We start from the raw sequence: 16,129 nt of genomic DNA, 5'->3' as shown, positions 1-16,129 counted from the left end.
TACCTTTCTTTTGTATGGAACTGATTAGATAAGGGGTGTGGTTTGCGACAGCTCCACCTTGGCAGGCCGCTCTTTCAATGCTAGCACCAGCACCGTTATTCCCCAGCATACTGCCGAAATGAGCAGCATGTTGATCACATAGATGGAAATGGAACCGCCGCTGCCATAAATCAATTTCGTGTATCCTTGGATCGCATTAGGCGCTGGCAGAAAATGTCCGAGTTGGCGATAGAAACCCGTAAGCATAATCGCCGGTATAATATTGCCGGCTGTCAACAGCTGCAGCGGAACGAGACCTACGTTAAATAAGGGCCCTGCTTGTCCGAAGAGGGCGAATCCCATTTGTGTGACGCAAATGCAAGTCAGGTACACAAGCATGTGAAATGCCCACATCGCAAGAAAAGAGCTATGGACATCGACAAACAGCATCGCCGCTCCGGTAATGATCAGCGGGAACAAAACAGCTGCGAGTGCATAAAGCTTTTGCCTTGCGAAGAAAATTTCCCACTTGCCGAATTCACTTTGCAGCTTCAGAGAAGATAAATTCAGCTGAATGTTCATGGTCATTACCGCAATGTAGGTGATAAATCCAAGAATCATCGGCAGCATTGACGTGGAGAAGTTGCTGACCGGATTCGTCTTAATGATCTCAGCTTGCACCGGAAGCTCGGTTACGCCGGTCAGATTTCCGCTCACTTCGCGGGTAATCTGCTCGGCAACGGTTTCCATCATGCTTTTGGCTACATCGGAATTCGCTTGGTTTACATAATAGACCAGCTTACCATTTCCAGCTTCTCGCACATCCTGCGCCAGTTCTGCTGGAACGCTAATGACCATATGAAGTGCGCCTTCGTTCATTTTCGCTTGCGCCTCCTCCAGCGAGGAGAACCTTTCCGCATAAAAAGGAGCAGTCGATGCGATGCGATCCGCAATATCCGCGCCTTGCGTACTCGCTTCCGCAACAAGAGCAACATGCAATTGGTCTATCCGGTCGGTCGCCCCATTGTATCCAGTCATCCAAAAGATCACAAACAAGAGTGGCACAACCAAACCAAACACCAAACCTACCGGCGTTGTCGGCGCCTTTAAAAAACGTTGAAATACCTTCACTTCTCCAACCTCCAACATCATTTATATAGTATCATATGACATATATGCATATGCACCTATTTGCCGAAAAAAAGATTAAGACAGATTACGATATAATTGATTGATGACTTTCACAAATACATCAATGTCTTCCTCCGCAATCCCTTCCGATGCCTTCGCGTGAATGGCCTCAACATGGGAAACGAGCAGTTCGGCCAGCTCTCTTCCCTTAGTCGTCAAATAAAGTAAAAAAGCTCTACGATCCGTTGGATCATCCTGACGAACAATAAGCTCCTTCCGCTCCAGCTTGTCCAGCACCTTGCCAATGCTTGTCTGATCGCGAACAATCAGCTCCGACAGCTGCTTCTGTGATATCCCGTCTTTTCGGAATAAACGGCTAAGAACGCCATATTGCTCTGGAGTAATATCATAGGGTAGGAGTGCCCGGCTTAACACTTTCTTATTGGCAATGCTGGTTCTTGTAAGCAGAAAGCCAATCGAACGCTGATCAATGTCAAAACCCATGATAAACTCCTCCTTCTTAAAAATACATGCACATGCTATTATCTCCCTTCGCCATTATAGGCCATTGCCCCCCAAAAAAGCAAGGCTTGTTCGATCCGAATGTTCCATGAAAAAAATCCCCTTCCGGCATACTGGTTACCCTACCTTATGCTTCAACTCCAATCCATGCTGCAGGACAAACTCATCCAGCATTAATCCATCCACATCATAAGCCTGGTAGGTCAACGTCGTTCCGTCAACGGTAATGCCGGCAAACATTTGCTTTTCATTTTGAAAATGGACCTTATGATAAAATTGGTCTTCCTTCTTCTCGTTAAACTTTTGGCCGGACGCATTCGTCACCACATAAACTGTGCCTTCCCGATTGTTAACGGCTGACTCCCCGTCGCCGACAACCTTGCCGTCCCGAATCGGATACGAACGCGAATATTCATGGTTATGCCCTTGAAGCACAAGGTCCACCTTGAACTCATCGAACAGCTCCGTCCAATCCTTCACTTTTTTGTTCGTGTTTCCGCCGTAAGGGCCTTGGTGAACAGCGACGACTGTCCACGGCTGCGACGAATTTTCAAGGTCGCTTCTGAGCCACTTCGTCTGCTTCTTGATGTTCGATTCCGTATTCAAAAATACAAAATGAACGTTAGCGTAGTCAAATGAATAATTGGTGCCTTCAATCGAATCCTCTTCCCCGTTCACGGGTAAATTGAAATGCGAAACGAAGTGGCCTGCCTCCCCGTCTACCTCGTCATGATTGCCCGTTACAGGCATGAACGGAATGCGCGTCACCCATTTGCTCGCTTTGGCGAACAGATGCGTCCATGCCTGCTCATCCGCCGGCTCCTCCGTCAAATCACCGTTATGGACAATGAATGCCGAGTCAGGAAACGTCGCAAACGCCTGATCCATTGTATTTCCCCAGAGCTCAAAATCCTGCTCAGTGATGCCCTGCGAATCCGTCACATTAATAAATGTAAAAGCCTCCTCTTGGGCTGCCTCCGTCTTAAACGTTGCCTTGTCGCTCCACTCTTTTTCCTTTCCGCTGCCTACGCGGTAGGTGTAGGTCGTTCCCGGCTCAAGCCCGGTGGCTTCTGCTTTATGCGCAGCTTGCACAACATTTGCTTCCGAATCAAGCGCCTCTGTCGTCCCTGTAAAGGTCATGACCTTAGCCGACTCCCAGTCTGCTGCGTTCTCGCCTTCTACAATCTGCACGATAGCCGCTGCCTGCCCATTTTGAGTATGCCATGTGAAAGCACGGCTGGTCTTGGGGTCATCTTTGAATGTCGTTACGATGGCGATCGGCTTCTTCTCCTTTTCCGCTTTCAGCCATTCCATTCCTACTGCTCCTACAATTAATAAAGCGCAGCATACTAGCAAGGCGAGCATGTCTTTTCGTATTTTCAAGTCTGCCACTCTCCCTTCCTCTTCATGCTATCTTAACAAATAACGCCCAGCTGGCGCATTCAGCAATCTTTCAGCCAGCCTTAAGTTAAGAATAAGTAAAGGCCAGTAGAATAACATCTGTAAGCAACAAGGGGCGTTGAACTAGAAAAGAGGTGTGAAATGAATACAAATCTAACCTACCGAAATGAATTGAAATTTTTCGTTAATTATCATCAATATTTCATTATACGCCAGAGGCTCAAAGATCTGATGGAGCAGGACAAGCATGTGGGACCTACGGGCGAGTACCATATTCGAAGCTTGTATTTTGATGATATCAACAACAAGGCGCTGCATGAGAAACTGGGCGGCATTCGTGACCGCAGCAAATATCGGATCCGAATCTATAACGGCCAGGATAATATCATTCATTTTGAGAAAAAAATTAAGTTTCGTGATTACATTGCTAAGGTGAAGGAACCGCTTACCAGAGCTATGTTCGACAGGCTCATGGCCGGCGATTATGAAGTGCTGAAGGAGCAAAAAAAGCCGCTTCTCGATGAGATATATGATGAGATGAAAGATAAGCTGCTGCGTCCGAAGGTCATTGTCGACTATGTCCGTGAACCCTATGTTTGCGAAAACGGCAATGTGCGGATCACCTTTGACAAGGAACTCCGAACGGGATTGCACGCCGTCGATATTTTTGACAAAAGCCTGGAGCCGATCCGTGCGCTCGATAACGACCTGATCATTCTTGAGGTCAAATACGATGCCTATATTCCCGCTTATATCAAAATCGCCTTGCAGCTGGAAGGCTTAAATCGCCAATCCGCTTCGAAATACGTCATTTGCCGGAAACATTTGAAATTTAACCCTTGGGAGGATTATTAAAAATGGAAACCACAACTACAGCTGCCGCAGCGACCGAAACATCGTCAAGCTTCGCCGACCTATTAAAAAACTCGGTGCTGGATAACTTTACGTCGAGCATCAGCATCTCCAAAATATTGGTCACGTTAGGCGTCGCATTCCTGCTAGGCTTCTTCATCTACTTGCTTTATAAACGAATTTTCAGCGGCGTGCTTTATTCTAAGAGCTTCAACGTATCGCTGATTGGCATGACCATGATTACAGCGATGGTTATTATCGCGATCAACTCCAATCTCGTGCTCTCGCTCGGTATGGTTGGCGCTTTGTCCATCGTCCGTTTCAGAACGCCAATCAAAGACCCGACCGATCTGATCTTCCTGTTCTGGGCGGCGGTTGCAGGCATCGTAACAGGCGCTGGATTTTATACATTGGCAGTTATCGGCTCAATCGTTGTTGGACTGATCCTCTTCTTCTTCGTCAAAGGCGGTTCCGTTGAAACCCCATATCTGCTCGTGGTCAATTGCGATAGCGATGCAACCGAACAGCTCGTTCACAAGCAAATCGGCACACTCGTGAAACGCTACAACGTGAAGCAAAAAACAGTAACGCAAGGCAACATTGAAATGACGCTTGAAATTCGACTTCGCGACGAGACCGGCCGGTTTGTCAATCAATTAACCGAGCTGGCGGGCGTTCGCAATGCTGTGCTGATCAGCTACAGCGGGGATTATGTGTCCTAACACTCAGGAGGTGCTCTAATGAAAGCGAAAGCTCAAGTTGTATTGCTTTGCTTTTGCTCCATCCTCTTGATATTCGGACTGACGGGATGTACCATTGGCGGTACTTCCTTCGGTCTCGCCAGCACGGGTACAACGGCGAGCGCAGGCGAGAAATCAGCAGATGAGCAGAAGCTTGATGAAACAGTGTTTCCAAAGGATAAAGTCGTCGATGTCAAAATTACAATTGACAAGGACGATTTCCAAAATATGCTTGACAATGCAAGCGCGGAGGAATACAAGCAAGCCTCCGTCGAATACAACGGCCAAACCTTTGACAACGTCGCCATTCGCACAAAAGGCAATCTTAGCCTAAACAGCGTCGTGAATATGACGGATTCCGATCGATACAGCTTTAAAATCTCCTTCGATGAATATGTCAATCAAACGCTTCAAGGCATCAGCAAAATCAATCTGAACAACAATTATAGCGATGCTTCCTACATGCGCGAATTTCTCTCGTATGAGCTGGCGGAGCAAATGGGCCTGCCTACGCCAAAATTTTCGTATGTCAACGTCTATGTCAACGATGAGCTATGGGGATTTTATTTGGCCATTGAGCAAATAGGAGACGCCTATCTCGAACGAAACTTTGGCAATGCCTATGGCGCGCTGTACAAAGCAAATGGCGGCAATGGCAGTGAGTTGAACTGGCTTGAGACGATCGACGCCTACACTGGCCTTGATTTGAAATCAGACAAATCCAATGATGATATTTTGCTCGATATGGTCGATGAGCTTAACAACGGCACCGATTACGAAAGTGTGCTGGACGTGGATGAGGCATTAAAGTTTATCGCGCTAAACGCCGTAGCCGGTAATTTTGACAGCTATCTGTCTGAGAAAAAGCATAATTATTATTTGTATGAGAACGACGGCTTATTTAATATTTTGCCATGGGATTATAATATGTCCTTCGGCGGCTTTGGCGGCTCAGGGGTGTTAATCGATGAGCCAACGACAGGAACGTTAGCTGACCGTCCGCTCATCGACAAGCTGCTCAAGGTCGATGCCTACAAAGAAAAATACCATGAGATCGTGACCGATATGCTGGAGGGTTATTTGGCTGACGAGACATTCCAAGCCCGTATTGCGGAAATTAAGGAATTGATCTCCCCCTACGTGAAAGCAGACCCGTCATCCTTCTACACGTATGAACAGTATGAGCAAGGCGTGACGCAGGTCATTTCATTTAACGCCACGCAAACCAGCTCGATTGCGCAGCAGCTTGCCGGCACTATTCCTTCCTCCGGCGACGGATCCGGCAGCGGAAGCAGCGGCTTCGGCGGTGGCGGCAGAGGTGGCGGCGGTATGGGCGGTGGCGGCTTCGGCGGCAACCGTCAAAATCCTCAACAAAACGCTCAACCGAATAACGGGCAAAATACACAACCAACCGACGGAGCGGCTCCGAACGCTGCGCCAGCTGCCAAGACAGATAACACGCAAGCAGCTGCGGCGGCAGTTGACGAGCAAGCGGATCAAGCCTCCGCGGGAGCTAAAGCAAACAGCGGCATATCTCCCACGGCTAAGCAGGCTGATTTCAACGGCAACGTAAATACATCTGCCATCGAAACCGCTGTTGACACTGATGTTAATGACAGTCAAGGTACGCCTCCAGCGGCTGGCTCTGCACCAAATGGCAATACGGCAGAGAGCGGGCAAGGGGCCGCTGGAACTGCTGTCCCTAATGGGCAAGCCCCACAAGAAGATGGAGGCATCACCCCGCCGGATGGGCAAATGCCTGACCAACAGGGCGGAGGCATGGCTCCACCGGATGGTCAAATGCCTAACCAACAAGGGGGCGGCATGCAGGGTGGTTTTGGCGGCGGTCAACCGCCGGATGGGCAAGGCGGCTTCGGCGGCGGTATGGGCGGCATGGGTGGCGGCGGCTTCGGCGGGCCAGGCACTGCAAACGCTCAGCCTCAAGGCAGTCCAAAGGAAGCCGCAACTGCCGGGATTGCCATCGCGATCCTGCTTCTCTCCTGCGCATTCGTCGTCTATTACAAACGCAAACGGCTTTAACAAGCAAAAGCAAACAAGGAAGCGGCAGTCCGGGCTTACATTCGCCCTAGCTGCCGCTTCCTTGTTTATTTTAATATTGAAAATACAAATCAATGAAGTTGTCCTTTATTTGGTTTAGGAGATATCTTTTAAACTTTTATAATGTTCGCTGAAATAAAAGGAATTTGTCCCGCTAAATTATTGTAATTCTCTTGGAAACTGAAATAGCAGGAATTTGTCCCGGTAATTTATCCGATTTTCGCTTTTTTCAGCAATTTCTTTGGAATTAGCGGGAGAAATTCCAACTATATGCCATGAAATCCTGATTTTCATTGAATTAGCGGGAAAATTTCCATTAAAATCACGATTTCCACTTTTTACTTTTCACTTCCAAATTTTCGCGTAACCCCATTCATACTCGCTCCGCCCTACTCCCTCGCTACGCTAGCCGCTACCTCCTTCGTAATTTGCTCCCCCCCAAGCTCCTTCCATCGCTGGACGAAACCATCAAAGGCCGAAATGGGCTGATCGCCTACAATGATTTGAAGAAACACTTCATTCTCAAGCTTTTCAAGCTCTGCCCACTTTACGTCCATTGTCGCCGTCGAACCAAAGAAGACGCTGTGCACCTCCTCTGCCTCTGACAAACGAAGCGCTTTGGCTCCGTACTTATAAGCGTTTGACGCTTTCCACGCATCCATGTTCTTCTTTGGGTTATCATTTTCAAATACCGTCATTTCATAAAGCTGCAGCGTGTCTGGATCGAGGCTTGCCGAACTCATCTCACCGCTCATCACCTTTTGCAAATCCATATAGCGGGTTTCAATTGCATTGGAATAATCGAGCAGCAAATCAAACGGATAATAATGACGCAATTGAACGCCGGATTCAGCAGCAAAATCATCCATCATCTTGATCTGCTCCTCATTCGGATCTTGTCTTCGTTCCAGCCGCGTAAACATATTAAGCAGCTTTATGATCGCTTCCGGATGCTCAAAACCTTTGCGCACGACCAAATAACGGTCCGTTACCGGAGCAGCATGCGTCACAAAACGGCCATTCACGCCAATAGGAGACGCAATGGCGCGCCATTCCGCCTTCGTATCCCGGGCAACAGAATCAGATAAAGGCCAATAAGGCATCCACCATGGGCCAAAAAACAAGCCTGCTCTGTTAGACGTAATCGGTTCCTGCGTCTCCTTATAGAGAACGAACTGGGGATCTATGACTCCGCGCTTATACCAATCCGCCAAAAGGGATAACGCCTGCTTTGTCTCCGGCATGATTGACCCGTAGATGACCGCGCCGCCAGTGCCCTTTACCCAATTTTTAGGAAAAGAATAAAAGGAATGAAAAATCGCTTCAAATCCGTTCATATTTGGTTTCTGGCCATAAAGAATCGTTTTATCTCCCGCGAGCCCAACCGTATTTGCTTTGCCGTCTCCATCCGGGTCCTGTTGGACGAATGCCAGCGCCACCTTCTCGATCTCCGAAATCGTTGTTGGAGGGGACAATCCTAGCTTATCCAGCCAATCCTGGCGATACCAGAGCAAGGAGGTCGAATCCGCTTTTATCGCTATGTTCGATAGTCCGTACAGCTTTCCATCAAACGTTGCTTCTTGAAGCGCTTGCCCATTTGTCGATTCGTATATCGCCTGGACCAGCTCCGAGCCGTACTGCGGAAACACCTGACTTAAATCCTCGATCATATCGTTTGCCATCAGCTTCTTCAGCTGATCGCGGTCCACCACCATCGCATCAGGCAAATCACCGCTCGCAATAGCGAGATTCACTTTTTGCTTAAAGGCTTCTTCGCCCTTTGCCTCCCAAGAATGCTCTACTTTAATATTGGTCATGCTTTCAAAATAACGAGAGATCGGATTGTTATCGTTTGTGTTTCCTCCGGACAGTGTAGATTCGGGCACCTTAAAGCCTATTTTCACCGTTACCGGTTTCTCATATTTCCCGTAAGCATCCGACTGCGGATGGTTCTCCTTTGCAGACGTCACCGCCTTGTTTCTCTGCTCTTTATCCTTTGAGGATGAAGGAGCATCGCCATTCCCGGTGCATCCGCTCAACAGGAGCAATAGGCTTGCCAGCAGGGCTCCTAATCTTTTCAATGAATGACCCTCCTTCTCCTCATGGATTCAAAACTCAGCGAGTGGACCTGGCCGCAGCCGTGCGGTACTCCGTGGGCAGCTGACCGACATTTTCCCGAAATAGCTTGCTGAAATATTTATCGTCCTCGAAACCTACCAAATAGGAAATCTCATAAACAGGAAGCTCCGATTCAATAAGCAGCTGCTTCGCCCGTTCTATTCTCATTCGCCTTAGCATAGCACCGAAAGGTTCTCCCGCAAATTTTGCAAAGCAGCGGCTGAAATATCCGCGGCTCATCTTCACATGATCGGCTACATCCGTCTGATTCAGCTTGACGCTAGCCTCCGCCTTCATAAATAGGATCGCACGAATCAAACAATACATGACCTCTTTGGAGAAGCCGAGCTCCAGCATCCGGCGCTGCACCGTGTCAGAGAAGCGTCTGAGCCATACTTTCCAATCCTCCCAGCTTAACAGCCCGTCTATTTCCCCTTGCAAATATGTGACATCCTTCTCGGTCATCAGCAGCCTGCCCCAATCCGTGCAGAGCTCTGCTCCGAACTGTGCAAGCTTATCCGGCAAAACATAGTGCTCCGCTACCTGCCGCAGGAAAAGCTCCCAATCCGCTGAATATAACGTCCATTTCAACTCCAAGCCATCCGAAGGCACCAGCGAGGGTTGCTTGGCCTTTAGCTGGGCGAGCTGAACCAATTGCGCGTATCCCACACAAGCTCCGCCTTCTGCCGAAGCTGAATTGTAATTGTAAAATACATATAAAGGCATGCTCTGCTCGAGCTTTTGCTTGATCTCATCCAAAGGCTGATCCAGCAGACCGGTAAGCTTGACCGAGCGCCAGCTTCTCCCCAGAGTAAGGGCTAGCTCGCGCCGAAGCTCCTGCTCAGAAACAGCATGGATCAAGGGAATCAACCACATGCCTGTCAGCTCCAGCAAAGGATTGCGCTTAATGATCGACAATCGAAACAGCTCGTTGCTGTCCGCATCCGGCAAATAAGCATACAATAGCAAGCCTGCATCTGCCGGTATCCGTTCCTTCTCCACTCCCCTTGCATTGTCCCTTTGCGTATGCTGATCCCAGCCTAGTCGATCCACAATGCGGCGCATCACGTCGTTTGCGTTATCCGGCTCCAGCAACGTTTTGACGATATAGTCAATCGCCCCAAGACGAAGCGCTTCTTGCACATAGTCGAATTCATGGTGACAGGTGAGCACGACGGAACGAACGCGCGGATGACATTGCCTAATGAGCTGAATCAGCTCGAAGCCGGACATGCCCGGCATCGTAATATCGGTAAACACAAGCTCAGCCTCTGTCTGCTTCAGCAGCTCCAGCGCATGACGCCCATCCGCTGCCTCGCCGACGATAGCGATACCGAAAGAAGACCAATCAAATAATGAAATAAAGCCCTTGCGCACCAGCCGCTCGTCATCTACAACGATCGCTTTAATCATCAAAGTCCTCCTTTGATTTTTGCGGAATAAGGATTGACACCCGTGTACCCTCCTCCAACTCGCTATCGATACGAAACTCCATTTGATCGCAATAGAAACGCTTCAGCATGCGGTTTACATAAGAGAGCCCTATTCCAAGGCCCGTGCGCTTCGCCTCGCCCTCCCCCGACAACAGCTGCTTGATCCTCTCTGGCGCCATGCCCGAGCCATTATCCTCAACGCAAAGCAGCATTTGGCCTGCGCTGAATGGTGCAATCCGTATCACAATTTTCCCTGCTCGGTCACCCATGCCATGGTAGATCGCATTCTCGACGAGCGGCTGTAGCAAAAAACGGGGTACAGCAACCCTAAGCATCGTTTCATCCACATCCAATTGAAAATCAAATTCATAATCGTATCGAATGCGCTGCAGCTCCATATAATTGGTCATGGCCTCAATCTCCTCGTTGACTGTGACAATCAGGCTTTGCTTGCCTAAATTATAATGAAGCACCTTGACTAACAAGGTGACGAGCTTATCTATCTCCTTCTGTCCGTTCATCCTTGCCAGCCACTGAACCGTGTTTAGGGTGTTATGCAGAAAATGAGGATTAATTTGACTGAGCAGCTTCTCAATTTCGAATTGGCTTTTTTGTTTTTCGTTTTCCGTAACGGCCGTAATGAGCCCGTTAATTTTATCCTTCATTTCTTGAAAGTTGGTTAGCAAAAAATCAAATTCCTCAACATGAGTAAACGTAACCGGACTTGTTCGGTTCTCAGCGAGCCGAACAATTTCCACATTAACCTTGCGCAGCGGGCCGTACACCCGCTTCCATATCATCCAGGCTAACAATATTGCGAACAAAAGCGTAGACAACGCTAATATGATCATTTTTTTGAACCAAGAATAGATCTCGCTGTTGTACACCCTCTTGTTAACCGTCGTGATTAGCGTCCAGCCTTGTTTGCTGGTATAGCGGAACAAATGATAGCCTTCAAGCTCCTCATAAGGAAGCGATGAGCCGCTTTCCGCTGCCTGATGGATAAATTCCGGCAAAGCCGTCTCCTCCATGTACGTCACGCGCCCTTGCTCGTTTACGAGCAAATGGGCGACCTTCATCCCATAAGACTGCTGTTTCAATAAATCCCGAAATAAATTATAGTTCGTTTCCAAATAAATATAGACCTGCTTATCGCCTTGAACGCGTACGATTCGGCGCTCCGAGAACACGATATTTTCGCTAGTACTGTATAACGTCTTATGGGGGCCGGAATAGTTAGCGCCATTGTAAGTAATAAACGCCGGAAGCGTATCGATGTCCATAGCGGGATTCATGCTAAGATTGGAGAACAGCACCGGGTCTTCCTCTTCTGGCATGAGATAAGCAGTAAGCCCTAAATAAGGGTTAGTAAAATTGACTAAATTGATTTTTTCATTAATGGAGCTCATCATTTGCGATTTTGCCGATACCTGCTTCTCCAAAATAAAAGTAGATACCTCCTCGACAATCTGGCCGTCAAGCGCAAACTGCTTGGATGCAAAATCAAGATTATTGATAGCGTTTTCAAGACTGACGGCCTCTTGAAGCTGGCTTGCGCTGATTCCGCTTTGAATTTTGTTCGCCAAAATGGAATAGATCGAGAAATAGGTAAGAACGCCGACCAGCATCAGCGGCAGCAAGCAGCCGATCATGAGATAGAGGATAAGCGTCCGCCTAAGCGATTTTGTGCGATGTCCCATTTGCGAGACCGATTGTAAAGCCATGCTGCCCACCTGCTCCCTTGCCGATGCTCTGTCCTTTAGCGATTGGAAAAAACTTTCTATTTTCCTAATCTTACAATTTGCTTTCCTATTGTGCAACGAGAAAACCAAGCGGGAGAAAGAAAGACCCGCACATAGGCGGGTCGTCTCCTGCTGTTATCCAGCGGCAGGCCAATTACTTTTTCCGGTATTCGAATACCTTTTTATTTTGCTCGATACCGAAGGCAAGCACTTCATCGTAGCCCAGCCCCTTCGCCTTATCGATCATTTCGCCACGAAGCTTCGTAAACTCCGCTTCATTTTTGGCGAATACCATTTTCCAGGAATATTGCTTGATTACATCCGCGACCTGCCCGCGCTTTTGTTCCAGCTCCGGGCTTCTGATTTCAGGCGGCGTACCGGTGAAAATCATTTTGAGTACCGACAGCTGGTTGTTTTTCTCCAAATATTCCTTTGCCGTCAAAGCTCCGCCCATCGCATCGCGCCAGCTTTGCTCCAGCTTGGATGGCGATTTCTCCAGCACGGATTTCCAAAGGTTGTAATCGTACGGATCGCCGTTATCTGGATTGATGTTCGTATTTTTAAAGGAAGTATTATTCAGCTGATTCATGCCATCCTTATACGAACCGCCACCAAATTCCGCCGCTACAGGGGAATCATTGGCTGGAAGCGCTTGGACGCCGAAATCGGTTAGCACCGGCTTGCCATCCTTCAATTCCCAGGTTAAGCCTTCCGGTCCATTCGTGGAAACCATCATGCCCTCTGGGCTGTAAAGCCAATCGATCAATTCCAGCACGCGGTCAGGATGCTTTGCCTTGGAACCAATCGCCCAGACGCGTTGGCCGCCATATGGATCGTAACCGTAAGAGAACGTCCGTTCCTCCTCGAATGGCACGAGTGCGAAGCCTTTGCCTTCCGCCAAATGCTCGGCTGTGTTGTAGGTATCATCAAGCCAAGGGAACCAGGTAAAGAGCAGCTGGCCGTCTTTCATTTTATTTACAACGTCATCGAATTTTTGCGTGATCGAATCCGGGTCGACCAGCCCCATTTGATTCGCATCGTAATAAAGCTTGAGGCCGCGAAGATAATAGCCGTCCTCGTCGAGCACTCCTTGAATTTCTTCCTTGTCGCCGGATACGAGCGAGAAGCCGCCAGGGTTAAATCCGTCGCCTTCATCGAAACCGTGCAAACCGGCCCAAGCCTTGGCAGCGACCATCATATTGCCATCCCAATCCGCCCACATCGAGAAGGCGTAGGTTGGACGGCCGGTTGCGCTTTTTGGCTCCAGCTCCTGCATTTGCTTCAGCACGGGGAGATAGTCCTCCATCGTCTTGATCGCCGGACGCCCCAGCTTCTCATACAAATCCCAGCGCAGATTCGGGTGATACGTCAAATCCTTTGCTTCCGATGGGCCTGGCTTATCGTCGCCGACATCGAAGCCGATGCCGTATACGCTGGAGCCTTTGCCAAAGTTAGCTTTATTCTTTTCAATGGCTTTCGGCGCGTATTTGAGAATATTTTTCCCTTTGTCATCAAGCAAGCCGTCCTTCGTCCAATCGACGAGCATGCCCGCTTCGATCGCAGTCAAATATTTCTCTCCGTCATCGCCGAACACGACAAGGTCGCCAAGATCGCCTGAAGCCATCATTGTGGCAAATTTCGTATCACCGCCACCCTCCAGATTTGAAGCGATAATGTTCAGCTTAATGTTGAATTTATCCTTGATTACTTTTGCAAACCAGCCGGTCTGCTCGCCAGAGAAGTTGGAGAGCATGGAGAAAACGTCTAGGGTGATTTCTTCCTTCGCTTCGGGCTCCGGATCTTTCGTACCTTCCGTAGGCTTGCTAGTCACGGTACCGCTATCAGGATTTTTCGTCTTATTATTGTTGCTGCTCGACGTACAGGCTGCCGTACTTACGACTAGCACGAGCGCCAACAAGACAACCAAGGATTTACGGATGGATAGCAATGCGGTGGCCTCCCTTTTTTTAGAAAAATGCACATTCAATCGTACTCGCTTTGAATCAGTTATACCTTTTTGGAACAATTGCCTACCTCCAGACGTTTCCTCCGCTCACCTCCCTTCATGCTCCAAGCAGAGATCGTCTCTTTGGCATGACGGCTTACCCTTTAACCGCGCCAATCATAATGCCCTTCACAAAATAACGCTGGAAAAACGGATAAACGAATAAAATGGGAAGGACAACAATCATCGATACCGTCGTTCGCACAGAAGTCGCCGTCTGCATATTGGTCAAATCGATCGTACCGCCCGAGCCCTGCGAATTTCTTATAATGGCGGCCAGAGAGGTCGATTCGTTCAAATATTTGTAGAGCACGAACTGAAGCGTGTAATATTTGCTGTCGGTCATCAGAAACAAGGTATCCACGAACGAATTCCACTGGCTAACCGCTGCAAAAATCGCAATCGTCGCTGCAATCGGCGTAATAAGCGGGAAGATAATGCGAGAGAAAACCGTCAAATACCCTGCTCCGTCCATCTCCGCTGACTCCTGAAGCACCTCTGGAATCGATTCCACAAACGTTTTAACCAAAATGACATAGAAAGGCGAGACGATAAACGGCAAAATATAAGCAAGGAAATTGTTCGTTAAATTCAGATTCATCATAATGATGTACCAAGGGATAATGCCGGCGTTAAAATACATCGTAATAATGACGAAGCGGTACCAAAACCGTCTGGCCCACATCTTCTGTTTCGTAAATAGGAAACCGAGAAAAGCCGAGGCTACAACGGTAAGTAGCGTGCCGATGACCGTTCTTCCTACCGAAATCAGGGCTGCCTGCGAGAGCCCTTTCACTTGCAGCACTTCAATATAGTTCGTAAAATGAATCACCTTCGGATAAAAAGTGACGAGCCCTCTTGAGCTGAGATCATTGCTGCTGATCGTATTGATGAATAAGTAATAGAACGGGAACAGGCAGAGAACCATAAAGATTGCAAAAAACGTATAATTCAGAGCATTGAACAACAAATCGCCGTACCGCTGTTGCCTAAGCGTGCGCATGCGCTTCCTCTCCTTCGATTAAATGATCGATTCGCCGCGGACAAGCTTGGACAAGCGGTTGGCGAAAAACAATAAAATAATGCTAATGATCGACTTCAGCATACTAACGGCCGTTGCGAACGAGAAGTTGAAGCCAAGCAAGCCGGTATTATAGACGTAGAGATCGAGAACCTCTATCGTGTCGCGGTTCAGCGCATTTTGGAAGACAAAGTATTGCTCCATTCCGTTATTGATAAGGTTCGCAATGGAAAGCAGAAGCAGCACGAAATAGGTTGGCAGAATGCCCGGGACGGTAATATGCCAGATCATGCGAAACCGGTTTGCTCCATCGACCTTGGCCGCATCGTACAGCTCCTGATCGATCGAGGCGATTGCCGCAATATACATGATGGCTCCCCAGCCGAGCCCTTTCCAGAGCGCCCAAAGCGTCATTTTGATCCAAATAAACTCGCTGGACGCTAGGTAATTAACTCCGCCGTCCTGAAAACCGAGTCCAATCATTACCTTGTTCACCACGCCGTTGTCAACGGAGAACATCATGAAAGCAATTGCATAGACGAGCACCCAGCTGATGAAGTTTGGGAGCGTCGTGAAAATTTGTACCGTTTTTTTGTACCAGGTCGTTTTGATTTCCGTTAGCAATATGGCGAAAATGACGGGACATACCGACGTTATTATTCCGAGTCCGCTAATGGCGAGCGTATTTCGCATGACCCGCAGCACTTCCTGTGTTTGAGTCGGATTGGATACGATCGAGCGGAACCATTGCAAGCCGACGAACTGCGTATCGAATAATGAAAAACCAGGACGATAGTTGTAGAAGGCGTAGAGCCAGCCGTATAACGGAAAATAGCTGAACACCAAAATGAGTGCGAGAAAAGGAAGCGCGAATAGAAACAGCCGATAACGGTCCGGAATGTAGCTGCCGCTGCTGCGCGACAATGAGCTTTGTGGACGGATGACCGTCTTCATGTGATCCCCCCTGCTTGAAATGGTTGCCCCGCATATGCCGCAGCCTTTCGCAGTAAGCGCTTACTGCTGTTAACGCTAGGCTTGCCGCGGCTGTGCTTTCTCCCTTTAGTGTACGTGGATATGCCGCTTAGCCGGGAGGGACAGCGGTCCTCGAATGAGGGAATATCGTCATG

The 16,129-nt window shown here is 48.6% G+C and carries 12 protein-coding genes; 3 read left to right on the top strand and 9 right to left on the bottom strand.

Translation table 11 applies throughout. The features are described 5' to 3' along the window. Positions 1-24: 24 nt before the first annotated feature. The 3 genes from FJQ58_RS22535 to FJQ58_RS22525 all read right to left on the bottom strand — a co-directional run bounded on the left by FJQ58_RS22535 (position 25) and on the right by FJQ58_RS22525 (position 3,024). The gene (locus tag FJQ58_RS22535; RefSeq protein ID WP_238404277.1) at positions 25-1,110 is read right to left on the bottom strand and encodes a YhgE/Pip domain-containing protein; all 1,086 of its coding nucleotides are present in this window, start codon (positions 1,108-1,110) and stop codon (positions 25-27) included. Positions 1,111-1,185: 75 nt separating this feature from the next. Further along, a complete protein-coding gene (locus FJQ58_RS22530; RefSeq protein ID WP_139997072.1) occupies positions 1,186-1,614 on the bottom strand; it encodes a MarR family winged helix-turn-helix transcriptional regulator in 429 nt (142 codons plus the stop codon). Between the two features lie 135 nt (positions 1,615-1,749). Continuing rightward, positions 1,750-3,024 (bottom strand): purple acid phosphatase family protein, encoded by a 1,275-nt coding sequence (locus tag FJQ58_RS22525; protein ID WP_420799858.1) that lies wholly within the window; start codon positions 3,022-3,024, stop codon positions 1,750-1,752. 150 nt (positions 3,025-3,174) lie between these two features. On the opposite strand from FJQ58_RS22525, the gene FJQ58_RS22520 reads away from it, so the two are divergent. From FJQ58_RS22520 to FJQ58_RS33245, 3 genes are read left to right on the top strand one after another with little or no spacing between them, the layout of a single operon-like run. After that, positions 3,175-3,888: a polyphosphate polymerase domain-containing protein gene (locus FJQ58_RS22520; protein WP_139997071.1), complete on the top strand. Its 714-nt coding sequence runs from the start codon at positions 3,175-3,177 to the stop codon at positions 3,886-3,888. Between the two features lie 2 nt (positions 3,889-3,890). After that, on the top strand, positions 3,891-4,607 hold the full coding sequence (locus FJQ58_RS22515; RefSeq protein WP_139997070.1) for a DUF4956 domain-containing protein: 717 nt from the start codon (positions 3,891-3,893) through the stop codon (positions 4,605-4,607). Positions 4,608-4,625: 18 nt separating this feature from the next. After that, positions 4,626-6,665 (top strand): CotH kinase family protein, encoded by a 2,040-nt coding sequence (locus FJQ58_RS33245; RefSeq protein WP_139997069.1) that lies wholly within the window; start codon positions 4,626-4,628, stop codon positions 6,663-6,665. Between the two features lie 407 nt (positions 6,666-7,072). Here FJQ58_RS33245 and FJQ58_RS22505 read toward each other — a convergent pair whose 3' ends face one another. The 6 genes from FJQ58_RS22505 to FJQ58_RS22480 all read right to left on the bottom strand — a co-directional run bounded on the left by FJQ58_RS22505 (position 7,073) and on the right by FJQ58_RS22480 (position 15,956). Continuing rightward, entirely contained in the window at positions 7,073-8,764 is a 1,692-nt protein-coding gene (locus FJQ58_RS22505) for an extracellular solute-binding protein (protein ID WP_139997068.1), read from the bottom strand. A gap of 34 nt (positions 8,765-8,798) precedes the next feature. Then, complete coding sequence (locus tag FJQ58_RS22500) at positions 8,799-10,214, bottom strand: response regulator transcription factor (RefSeq protein ID WP_139997067.1); 1,416 nt, start codon at positions 10,212-10,214, stop codon at positions 8,799-8,801. Further along, entirely contained in the window at positions 10,207-11,958 is a 1,752-nt protein-coding gene (locus FJQ58_RS22495; protein ID WP_139997066.1) for a sensor histidine kinase, read from the bottom strand. Before FJQ58_RS22495 ends, FJQ58_RS22500 begins: the two co-directional genes overlap by 8 nt. A 172-nt stretch (positions 11,959-12,130) precedes the next feature. After that, positions 12,131-13,924: a type 2 periplasmic-binding domain-containing protein gene (locus FJQ58_RS22490; RefSeq protein ID WP_139997065.1), complete on the bottom strand. Its 1,794-nt coding sequence runs from the start codon at positions 13,922-13,924 to the stop codon at positions 12,131-12,133. A gap of 154 nt (positions 13,925-14,078) precedes the next feature. Further along, the gene (locus tag FJQ58_RS22485) at positions 14,079-14,984 is read right to left on the bottom strand and encodes a carbohydrate ABC transporter permease (RefSeq protein WP_139997064.1); all 906 of its coding nucleotides are present in this window, start codon (positions 14,982-14,984) and stop codon (positions 14,079-14,081) included. A gap of 18 nt (positions 14,985-15,002) precedes the next feature. After that, positions 15,003-15,956, bottom strand: a complete 954-nt coding sequence (locus FJQ58_RS22480; RefSeq protein WP_139997063.1) for an ABC transporter permease — start codon at positions 15,954-15,956, stop codon at positions 15,003-15,005. Between the last annotated feature and the right edge of the window lie 173 nt (positions 15,957-16,129).

It is taken from the genome of Paenibacillus paridis, from assembly GCF_006345825.1.
In the GTDB taxonomy this organism is placed as follows: domain Bacteria; phylum Bacillota; class Bacilli; order Paenibacillales; family Paenibacillaceae; genus Pristimantibacillus; species Pristimantibacillus paridis.
Note: the sequence above shows the minus strand (reverse complement) of the source record. Positions and strands in the feature narration are given on the sequence as shown.

Coding starts and splice junctions, on each gene's coding strand:
- FJQ58_RS22530 (WP_139997072.1), bottom strand. CDS start 1,614: ATGGGTTTTGACATTGATCAGCGTTCGATTGGCTTTCTGCTTACAAGA.
- FJQ58_RS22520 (WP_139997071.1), top strand. CDS start 3,175: ATGAATACAAATCTAACCTACCGAAATGAATTGAAATTTTTCGTTAAT.
- FJQ58_RS22515 (WP_139997070.1), top strand. CDS start 3,891: ATGGAAACCACAACTACAGCTGCCGCAGCGACCGAAACATCGTCAAGC.
- FJQ58_RS33245 (WP_139997069.1), top strand. CDS start 4,626: ATGAAAGCGAAAGCTCAAGTTGTATTGCTTTGCTTTTGCTCCATCCTC.
- FJQ58_RS22500 (WP_139997067.1), bottom strand. CDS start 10,214: ATGATTAAAGCGATCGTTGTAGATGACGAGCGGCTGGTGCGCAAGGGC.
- FJQ58_RS22495 (WP_139997066.1), bottom strand. CDS start 11,958: ATGGCTTTACAATCGGTCTCGCAAATGGGACATCGCACAAAATCGCTT.
- FJQ58_RS22485 (WP_139997064.1), bottom strand. CDS start 14,984: ATGCGCACGCTTAGGCAACAGCGGTACGGCGATTTGTTGTTCAATGCT.
- FJQ58_RS22480 (WP_139997063.1), bottom strand. CDS start 15,956: ATGAAGACGGTCATCCGTCCACAAAGCTCATTGTCGCGCAGCAGCGGC.